Origin of the sequence: Microbacterium hydrothermale (assembly GCF_004854025.1) — a bacterium.
In the GTDB taxonomy this organism is placed as follows: Bacteria; Actinomycetota; Actinomycetes; order Actinomycetales; family Microbacteriaceae; genus Microbacterium; species Microbacterium hydrothermale.
Genome location: NZ_STGM01000015.1, coordinates 1 through 3508, shown reverse-complemented (window position 1 = coordinate 3508; position 3508 = coordinate 1). Strand labels below are relative to the sequence as shown.

General features: G+C 54.2%; 2 rRNA genes. Both read right to left on the bottom strand.

Annotated features, from left to right (window positions below):
* Positions 1–47: 47 nt before the first annotated feature.
* Positions 48–164, bottom strand: a 5S ribosomal RNA gene (gene rrf, locus FB047_RS16740).
* 109 nt (positions 165–273) lie between these two features.
* Positions 274–3386: ribosomal RNA gene (locus FB047_RS16735) — 23S ribosomal RNA — on the bottom strand.
* Positions 3387–3508: the final 122 nt, after the last annotated feature.

The window sequence follows — 3508 nt, the reverse complement described above, 5'->3', positions numbered from 1 at the left end:
AATGCGAAATGGCCACCCAGCGTTGGGTGGCCATTTCGGTAAAGGAAGTCCGGCGGTGTCCTACTCTCCCACAGGGTCCCCCCTGCAGTACCATCGGCGCTGAGAGGCTTAGCTTCCGGGTTCGGAATGTGACCGGGCGTTTCCCTCTCGCTATGGCCGCCGAAACACTATTGATGTGTTTCAAAAACCAACAACGACATGTGTTTCATTGTTGTGTTGTTCTCGACCGTACATCGAGAACCACTCAGTGGACGCAAGCACCTAAAACGGTGTGTTATCAAGTCATCGGCTTATTAGTACCGGTCAGCTTCACGCATTACTGCGCTTCCACATCCGGCCTATCAACCCAGTAGTCTGGCTGGGAGCCTCTCACCCACAAGGGGTATGGAAGTCTCATCTTGAGGCCGGCTTCCCGCTTAGATGCTTTCAGCGGTTATCCATCCCGAACGTAGCTAATCAGCGGTGCTCCTGGCGGAACAACTGACACACCAGAGGTTCGTCCAACCCGGTCCTCTCGTACTAGGGTCAGATCCTCTCAAACTTCCTACGCGCGCAGCGGATAGGGACCGAACTGTCTCACGACGTTCTAAACCCAGCTCGCGTACCGCTTTAATGGGCGAACAGCCCAACCCTTGGGACCTACTCCAGCCCCAGGATGCGACGAGCCGACATCGAGGTGCCAAACCATGCCGTCGATATGGACTCTTGGGCAAGATCAGCCTGTTATCCCCGAGGTACCTTTTATCCGTTGAGCGACAGCGCTTCCACAAGCCACTGCCGGATCACTAGTCCCGACTTTCGTCCCTGCTCGACCTGTCAGTCTCACAGTCAAGCTCCCTTGTGCACTTACACTCGCCACCTGATTGCCAACCAGGTTGAGGGAACCTTTGGGCGCCTCCGTTACATTTTGGGAGGCAACCGCCCCAGTTAAACTACCCACCAGGCACTGTCCCTGAACCGGATCACGGTCCTAAGTTAGATATCCAGAGTGACCAGAGTGGTATTTCAACAATGACTCCACACTCACTGGCGTGAATGCTTCACCGTCTCCCACCTATCCTACACAAGCCACACCGAACACCAATACCAAGCTGTAGTAAAGGTCACGGGGTCTTTCCGTCCTGCTGCGCGTAACGAGCATCTTTACTCGTAATGCAATTTCGCCGAGTTCGCGGTTGAGACAGTTGGGAAGTCGTTACGCCATTCGTGCAGGTCGGAACTTACCCGACAAGGAATTTCGCTACCTTAGGATGGTTATAGTTACCACCGCCGTTTACTGGGGCTTAAATTCTCAGCTTCGCCTTGCGGCTAACCGGTCCTCTTAACCTTCCAGCACCGGGCAGGCGTCAGTCCGTATACATCGTCTTGCGACTTGGCACGGACCTGTGTTTTTAGTAAACAGTCGCTACCCACTAGTCTCTGCGGCCACCACACCCTTTCGGAGCAAGTCCTAATAAGTGGATGGCCCCCCTTCTCCCGAAGTTACGGGGGCATTTTGCCGAGTTCCTTAACCACGATTCTCTCGATCTCCTTGGTATTCTCTACCTGACCACCTGAGTCGGTTTGGGGTACGGGCAGCTAGAACCTCGCGTCGATGCTTTTCTCGGCAGCATAGGATCACCCACTTTTTATCCGCATCGTGTCTCAGCCTGTATAAGTGACGGATTTGCCTATCACTTGGCCTACGCACTTGCACCAGGACTACCATCGCCTGGCTTGGGCTACCTTCCTGCGTCACACCTGTTAATACGCTAGCCGCACCAGCATGGGGTCGAGCGTTCACACGGACGACCATCACCCCGAAGGGATCCGGAACATTCCGAGCTAGGACTCTTAGCACCACTGGATTGACTGGGGCGGTTCTTCGCCGGTACGGGAATATCAACCCGTTGTCCATCGACTACGCCTGTCGGCCTCGCCTTAGGTCCCGACTTACCCAGGGAAGATTAGCTTGACCCTGGAACCCTTGGTCTTTCGGAGGACGTGTTTCTCACACGTCTTTCGCTACTCATGCCTGCATTCTCACTCGTGTAGCGTCCACGGCTGGGTCACCCCGCCGCTTCACTCGCCACACGACGCTCTCCTACCCATCAACACGGCTGGACCACGAAGGCCTACCAAAAATGTCAATGCCACAACTTCGGTGGCGTGCTTGAGCCCCGTTACATTGTCGGCGCGGAATCACTTGACCAGTGAGCTATTACGCACTCTTTCAAGGGTGGCTGCTTCTAAGCCAACCTCCTGGTTGTCAAAGCAACTCCACATCCTTTCCCACTTAGCACGCGCTTAGGGACCTTAGTTGGTGGTCTGGGTTGTTTCCCTCTCGACTATGAAGCTTATCCCCCACAGTCTCACTGCTGCGCTCTCACTTACCGGCATTCGGAGTTTGGCTGACGTCAGTAACCTTGTAGGGCCCATCGGCCATCCAGTAGCTCTACCTCCGGCAAGAAACACGCAACGCTGCACCTAAATGCATTTCGGAGAGAACCAGCTATCACGAAGTTTGATTGGCCTTTCACCCCTATCCACAGCTCATCCCCTCAGTTTTCAACCTAAGTGGGTTCGGTCCTCCACGACGTCTTACCGTCGCTTCAACCTGGCCATGGATAGATCACTTCGCTTCGGGTCTAGGACACGCGACTGTATCGCCCTATTCAGACTCGCTTTCGCTACGGCTACCCCACACGGGTTAACCTCGCCACGTATCGCTAACTCGCAGGCTCATTCTTCAAAAGGCACGCTGTCACCCCTACTAAGGAGGCTCCAACGGTTTGTAAGCAAACGGTTTCAGGTACTATTTCACTCCCCTCCCGGGGTACTTTTCACCTTTCCCTCACGGTACTTGTCCGCTATCGGTCATCTGGGAGTATTTAGGCTTATCAGGTGGTCCTGACAGATTCACACGGGATTTCTCGGGCCCCGTGCTACTTGGGATACTCTTCACGCCAAGAACAAGCATTTCGACTACGGGGTTCGCACCCTCTATGACCGGCCATTCAAAACCGTTCGTCTATACCCTCTTGTCACGTCGACTGCTCGGCAGAACAATCCGAAAAGTCCCACAACCCCCCACACGCAACCCCTGCCGGGTATCACACGCATGAGGTTTAGCCTGATCCGATTTCGCTCGCCACTACTCACGGAATCGCTGTTGCTTTCTCTTCCTGTGGGTACTGAGATGTTTCACTTCCCCACGTTCCCTCTACCCGCCCTATATATTCAGGCGGGAGTCACCAGGTACGCACGCGCCCTGGCGGGGTTTCCCCATTCGGACACCCTCGGATCAAAACTCGCTTATCAGTTCCCCGAGGCTTATCGCAGATTGCTACGTCCTTCTTCGGCTCCAGATGCCAAGGCATCCACCGTTTGCTCTTAAAGACTTGAAATCACATGAGTTGAATCGTCAAAAAATTGACTAATGATCTTTAAGATCATCTTCACCAGAACAATCCGAAGATCATCCTGGAAGATGCTCGCGTCCACTGTGTAGTTCTCAAAGTACGGGCGG